The 6,750-nt window shown below is 67.6% G+C and carries 5 protein-coding genes; all 5 read left to right on the forward strand.

The window, feature by feature from the left end:
- Nucleotides 1-100 precede the first annotated feature (100 nt).
- The 5 genes from ABZ564_RS30310 to ABZ564_RS30330 all read left to right on the forward strand — a co-directional run bounded on the left by ABZ564_RS30310 (nt 101) and on the right by ABZ564_RS30330 (nt 6,470).
- Nucleotides 101-1,903, forward strand: a complete 1,803-nt coding sequence (locus ABZ564_RS30310) for a glycoside hydrolase family 15 protein (RefSeq protein WP_360862374.1) — start codon at nt 101-103, stop codon at nt 1,901-1,903.
- Between the two features lie 217 nt (nt 1,904-2,120).
- A complete protein-coding gene (locus ABZ564_RS30315) occupies nt 2,121-2,846 on the forward strand; it encodes a TnsA-like heteromeric transposase endonuclease subunit (RefSeq protein WP_360862364.1) in 726 nt (241 codons plus the stop codon).
- A complete protein-coding gene (locus ABZ564_RS30320) occupies nt 2,843-3,238 on the forward strand; it encodes a hypothetical protein (RefSeq protein WP_360862366.1) in 396 nt (131 codons plus the stop codon). Before ABZ564_RS30315 ends, ABZ564_RS30320 begins: the two co-directional genes overlap by 4 nt.
- Nucleotides 3,239-3,276: 38 nt before the next feature.
- The gene (locus ABZ564_RS30325) at nt 3,277-5,436 is read left to right on the forward strand and encodes an AAA family ATPase (protein ID WP_360862367.1); all 2,160 of its coding nucleotides are present in this window, start codon (nt 3,277-3,279) and stop codon (nt 5,434-5,436) included.
- Nucleotides 5,433-6,470, forward strand: a complete 1,038-nt coding sequence (locus ABZ564_RS30330) for a TniQ family protein (RefSeq protein ID WP_360862369.1) — start codon at nt 5,433-5,435, stop codon at nt 6,468-6,470. Before ABZ564_RS30325 ends, ABZ564_RS30330 begins: the two co-directional genes overlap by 4 nt.
- Nucleotides 6,471-6,750 lie beyond the last annotated feature (280 nt).

Here is a 6,750-nt window from a genome sequence, read left to right on the forward strand (position 1 = left end):
GGAGCTCGCAGGTTCCCCCCGACAACGACCCCTTGCGACGACCTCTTGACCCGCAGTAAGCGCCCCACGGGGCGACATGGCCGTTCGACTGGAGATGCACGTGGCCGGGCGCATCGAGGATTACGCACTCATCGGAGACATGCAGACCGCAGCCCTGGTCTGCCGGGACGGCACAGCCGACTGGCTGTGCCTGCCCCGCTTCGACTCACACGCCGTTTTCGCGGGGCTGCTGGGCACCGACGAACACGGCTTCTGGCGTCTGGGACCGGCCCACCCCGAGGGCACGGAGCCTCCCCCGGCCGACCGACGCCGCTACCGCGGGGACTCCCTCATCCTCGAATCGGAGTGGGACACGCCGCGCGGCACGGTCAGAGTGACCGACTTCATGCCGCCGCGTGACGGCGCGCCGCAGCTGATCCGGATCGTGGAGGGCGTCAGCGGCCGGGTGCCGATGCGTTCGGAGCTGCGCATGCGGTTCAGCTACGGCCGGGTCACCCCCTGGGTGCACAAGGTGGACACCCGTACGGTCGCCGTCGCCGGCCCGGACTCCGTCTGGCTGGACACGCCGGTCGACACCTACGGTGAGAACCTGACCACGTACTCCGACTTCGCCGTCGCCCCCGGTGACCGGATCGCGTTCACCATCAGCTGGCAGCCCTCCCACCACGAGCCGCCCGCGCTCCCGGACCCCGACGGCTCGCTGGAGGCGACCGCGGACTTCTGGCGCGAGTGGGTCGAGCAGTGCACGTACCACGGCCCCTACCGCGAGGCCGTGGTCCGCTCGCTGATCACGCTGAAGGCCCTGACGTACGCGCCGACCGGCGGCATCGTCGCCGCGCCGACCACCTCGCTGCCCGAGGACATCGGCGGTTCGCGCAACTGGGACTACCGCTACACCTGGCTGCGCGACGCCGCGATCACCCTGTCCTCGCTGCTGCGCACCGGCTACCGCGAGGAGGCCCGCGCCTGGCGCGAGTGGCTGCTGCGCGCGGTGGCCGGGGACCCGGAGAACCTGCAGATCATGTACGGGATCGCGGGTGAGCGGGAGCTGGGCGAGGCGGAGCTGGAGTGGCTGCCGGGTTACGAGGGCTCCGCCCCGGTCCGGGTGGGCAACGGCGCGGCGGGCCAGCTCCAGCTGGACGTGTACGGCGAGGTCACCGAGGCCCTGCACCTCGCGCACATGACGGGCCTGGCCCGCAACGACTACGCGACCGGACTCCAGCTCAAGCTGATCGAGTACCTGGAGAAGCACTGGGGCGAGCCGGACGAGGGCATCTGGGAGGTGCGCGGGCCGCGCCGGCACTTCGTGCACTCCAAGGTGATGGCCTGGGTCGCCGTCGACCGGACCATCAAGCTCATCGAGTCGGGCGACACGGACGGACCGCTGGAGCGGTGGCGCGAGCTGCGCGACGACATCCACCGCGACGTCTGCGAGCGGGGTTACGACAAGGAGCGCAACACCTTCACCCAGTCGTACGGGTCGAAGGAGCTGGACGCCTCCCTGCTGCTGATCCCGCAGATGGGCTTCCTGCCCCCGGACGACAAGCGGGTCATCGGCACCATCGAGGCGATCCAGCGGGAGCTGTCCACGGAGGACGGCTTCGTCCTGCGCTACCCGACCGCGGGTGACGACGCGGGTGTGGACGGCCTGGAGGGCGACGAGGGCGCGTTCCTGGCCTGTTCGTTCTGGCTGGCGGACGACCTGGCGATGATCGGCCGGGTCGACGAGGCCCGCCGGCTCTTCGAGAAGCTGTTGTCCCTGCGCAACGACCTGGGCCTGCTGGCCGAGGAGTGGGACGCGCGGCTCCAGCGCCAGGTGGGCAACTTCCCCCAGGCGTTCAGCCACGTTCCGCTGATCGACACGGCCCTGCGGCTGACGGCGAGCGGGGCGTACGTGGGCTGACGGTGGTGTGGGATCCCGTTCCCCATGTCGGATTCCGCGCGGGGATGTCGTAGCCGTGTCGGATACGACAGGTGGGCGGGATTCATGCCTCTGACTCGAGTAGTTCCACCCTTTGTGTACCGGACCGTCCCGGTCGTCATCAACGCAGACGACCGGGGCATGCCCACGGCGTTCGGTGGCCGATCAGGCCGCCGTGGAGAACGCGAGGTGGGGTCCGGTGAGTCCGACAGATCTGGCTGTACAGGTGAGTGTCCGGCAGGCTGACGAGTGTGTGGTGGAGGACTTGGAGTGGGCGTCCGCGCCCCTCGATCTCCTGCGGCACGCACAGCCGTGGCGGACGTTCCGCTGGCACAAAGGCCAGCAGCACTACTCGGGGACGTACTGGGCGGCGACGGTACGCGACCACGTGATCTACGAGTCGCGGCTGGAGCTGGCCCGGCTGCTGTTCGCGGACTTCGCCCCGGACGTCCGGCACGTCGTCGCTCAGCCATTCCTGCTCAAGGCCGTGGTCGAGGGCCGGCTGCGGCGGCACATCCCGGACTATCTGCTGCTGACCGATGACGGGCCGATGGTCGTGGATGTCAAGCCGCGTCATCGACTGGAACGGCCGAAGGTCGCGTTCACGTTCGCGTGGACTCGTGCAGCGGTCGCATCCCGCGGATGGCGTTACGAGGTCTGGAGCGAGCCGGATCCTCATGAGCTGGAGAACGTCCGCTTCCTCGCCGGCTACCGCAGGCACTGGCTGTTCGATCCGGGCCTCTTGGACGGTCTGCGGGCCTGTGAGCTGGAGGGACTCTCGCTGGGCGACGCTTTCCGGCTGCTGCCCGACCGGCCCCGGCCGTTGGTGAAGTCGGCGGTGCTGCACCTGCTGTGGTCGGGGCACGTAACGACGGAGCTGGACCGGCCGCTCAGCCCGGGGCACGTGCTGAGGAGGGCCGCATGAACGGGGCGGGAACGCGGCTCGGTGTCGGCACGCGCTTTCGGCTCGACGGCGAGACGGTCGAGGTCGTGGAATTCGCGAGCCTGGCCACGGGCATGGAGGTCATCCTCAAGGACGCCCGTGACCGGCTGGTGCGGATGTCGGTACGGGAACTGCTGACCTCGGACCGGGCTGAGGTGATCCCTGATGACCGGGGGCCGGCCGCCGCCGACGACGGGGACCTGGTCTCCGTGGTGCTGGCCCGGCTGACCAAGGAGGAACGCAAGGACGTTCTGGAACGAGCCGAGCATGTCCGGGAGACGCTGACGGGTTACCGCTCGGGTTCCGAGGAGTTGGCGAGGCCCGGTGAGCCGCGGCCTGAGTACGCTCCCGGTCTTTCGCTGGGGAAGCGGTAGCGGCCAAGGCGTCCGAGCTGGGTGTGACCGTGCGGTCGGTGGAGCGCTGGGCACGCGCGTTTGTCGAGAGCGGTGAGGCGGGGCTCGTCCCGAAGAGGGCTCAGGCGGAGGGCGGGCTGTCTCATGCCGATCCGCGCTGGGTGGAGGTGGCTGAAGAGGTTCTGGGCGAGTACGAGGAGGAGTCCCGGCCCTCGATCAAGCTCGTGCTGGAGCGAGTCGGGGCAAGGCTGGAGGAGCGTTTCGGGCCCAAGGTGGTGCCGCTGCCGAAGCGGACGGCGGGCTATCGGTGGATGCACGAGCTTGACCGGCGTCATCCGACGTTCCGGCTGAGTACGAAGCGCAACCGGGATATCGCGGCTCGTCCCGCTGGTGTCTACGGGAAGTTGAGGCCGACGCGTCCGGGCGAGTACGTGCTGATGGACACCACGCGGCTGGATGTCTTCGCTTTCGACCCGGTGACGCTGAAGTGGGTGCAGGCGGAGCTGACGGTCGCGATGGACTGGTACACCCGCTGCATCACCGGCATCCGGGTCACGCCGGTGTCGACAAAGGCCGTCGACGCGGCGGCCGTCCTGTTCCAGACCTACCGGCCCCGGCCCGTTCCTGGGACCTGGCCGAAGGAAGCGGCCTGGCCCGATCACGGGATCCCCCGCGGTGTCCTGGTGGAGGCTGAGGCGGTCCATGGCCCCGTCACGGGGGCCGTCGGCCCTGCGCTGGCGCCGGAGACGGTCATCGTCGACCACGGCAAGATCTATCTCTCTGCCCATCTGACCAGCGTCTGCCGCCGGTTGGGCATGTCGATCCAGCCTGCCCGGCTACGGACGGGCCGGGACAAGGCGCCGGTCGAGAGATTTTTCAGGACCGTGCGGGAAGACCTGCTGCAGGTGCTCCCCGGCTACAAGGGTCCCGACGTCCATTCGCGGGGACTCAACCCCGAGAAGGACGCCTTCTTCTTCCTGCACGAGCTTGAGGCGATCATCCGCGAGTGGGTGGCCTGTGTGTATCACCGCAGGCCACAGAGCGGTCTCGTCGACCCGCACTTGCCGAGTGTGGACCTGTCGCCGGCGGCGATGTTCGAGCACGGGCTCGCGCGGGCCGGCTACATCGAAGTGCCGCGTGATCCGGATTTGGCCTATGAGTTCCTGGACGTCACGATGCGGACCGTCCAGCACTACGGCGTCGAGATCAAAGGACGGCGCTACGACGGTCCGGGACTCGACGGCCTGCGGGACATGGCCGGATCGGAGATCTCGTTGTCCCAGCGGCGGCTTGAGTTCTTCGCCGACCTCGATGACGTCACCCGCGTCTACTGGGACATCTTCGACAGCAACGACCAGGACGGTGACAAGGTCAAGGGTGGGATCGCCCTCGACGCCTTCCCCGGTCTGGGCAAGACCACCGCCGTGCTCGCTTTCGCCCGCAAACTCCACCGCCGCATCATCAAGGAAGAAGGCAAGTACACCGACGACGGCCACGAGCGCTGGCCGGTCTGCCGCGTCGGCCTGACCAGCAACACCGGAATGCGCGATTTCAACAGGGCCATTCTGGAGTACTTCAGTCATCCCGGCCGTCACCGCGGCACGACTGCCGAATTCGGCTACCGCGCACTCGATTCCGTTCTGTCCGCAGAGACAAAGCTGCTGATCGTGGACGACCTACATTTCCTGAAATGGCGAAACAAGAGCGGTATTGAGGTCAGTAACCACTTCAAATACATCGCCAATGAATTCCCGGTGACCCTGCTGATGGTCGGCGTCGGCCTGGAAAACCGGGGCCTGTTCAGCGAGGGAGCAAGCTACGAGGACGCGGTCCTCGCCCATACCGGACGCCGCACGACACGGCTGGGCATGGAACCGTTCGACATCAAGACCGAGAAGGGACGCCGCGGCTGGCGCGACACCCTCCTCGGGATCGAGGAACGCGTCGTCCTCTCGGACGGGCACCCCGGCATGATCGCGGATGAGCTATCCGACTATCTCTTCGCCCGCAGCACCGGACACATCGGCTCACTCATGACGTTGGTCAACCGTGGCTGCCAGAGAGCCGTACGCACCGGCGTCGAGCGCCTGGACACACAGCTGCTGGACCGGGTGAAGAACGATGCCGCGTCTGAACGGGCCCGCCGGGAATGGCAGGACGCGCTCGAGGCCGGGAGGCTCGTCAGCCGGCCCGGGCAGCAGCGGAAGAAGGCGTCGTGAGTGAACCCCGGACTCTGGCGATCCGCGTCCTGCCCCAGCCCGGCGAGAGCCTGGACAGCTGGCTGGAGGCACTCGCCCGTCGCTCCTGGACATCGCTGTCCGCGCTGCTGGACGCGCTCGGGCTGCCGACGCAGGAACGCACTCACCACCTCTTGACCGGACTGCCTCCGGAAATGTTCCGACGGCTGAAGAAGCAGCTGAACCTGCGCGCTGGAATGCTTGAGCAGTCTGTCGTTCCCGCCGCCCTCTTTGGGCGCCGGGCCCCTCACTGGCGCTTCTGTCCCCAGTGCCTGAGCGAAGGGCAAGGACGCTTCCCGATCCGCTGGTGGCTGCCCTGGACCTTCGCCTGCACCAAGCACCAAGCGCTTCTCCACAGGCGCTGCCCCAGCTGTCACACCGAGCCGCGTGTGTTCCTGCCCAGGTCCGTTCACCTGCACGCGCCCGGGCACTGCATGCGCCGCACGGGCCGCAGGACGGTCTGCGGAGCAGATCTCGGTGAACTTCCTGCCCTCGCGCTCCCCCACGGGCACCCCCTGCTGCAGGCCCAGGAGCTGCTCAGCGCTCTGCCAGTCCATCAGCGGATGGCTGCCGACCCAACCTTCAAAAAGGTCGACAAGTACCTTTCACCGCTCATGGAGTCGATGTCCGCTTCCGACCTCCTCCCCCTGAACGAAGCCGCTCGAGATGCCTGGCAGAACGTGCTCGCCGACATCACCGACCTCAATTCCGGGATCGGGATCTGGCGGGTGCAGGAGCGGCGACGCACCATTCTGACCCCCGACTTCTTTCAGCGCGAGCACACAGAAGGCGGAACACCTTTCCGCGTGATCGCCGAGATCCACAGACTTCCACGGCGACTCGTTTTCACGACCTCGAAGACAGCCAGGTCCAGTCGCTCATGCAAAACGCACTCGGATCTCGCCTTGATCCACTACCAGCCGCCGACGCCGTCGATCTCGCGACATCTGTCGTCGACGGCGAGCGCGCCGCCCTCACGGTTCTGCACACGCACGCACCGCCCCCTCAGCGCCTGAACATCCCCTCACCTCTGCACCCTCTCCTCAGCCACCTGCTGAACCAGAGCGACGAGGAAACCTCCGCAGCCCAGATCCACACCGCCACCGGCATCCCGTTCAATACCGTCTATAAGCAGCTCAAGCGCATGGAAGCAGCTGGCTGGCTCACAAGCCGCCTCGAAACTCGTGCCGAACGGCCAGGCTGAAGTTCCCCCTCTCGGCTGGACAGCTTGATACTGGGACGGATGGTCCCGGAGGAAGCAGTCACAGGTAGTGAGCAAGAAAAGCAATACGAGTA

This window comes from Streptomyces sp. NPDC019224, assembly GCF_040632605.1.
Lineage (GTDB): Bacteria > Actinomycetota > Actinomycetes > Streptomycetales > Streptomycetaceae > Streptomyces.

Excerpts from the sequence above, each read along its gene's own strand:
- ABZ564_RS30320 (WP_360862366.1), top strand. The coding sequence starts at position 2,843 with ATGAACGGGGCGGGAACGCGGCTCGGTGTCGGCACGCGCTTTCGGCTC.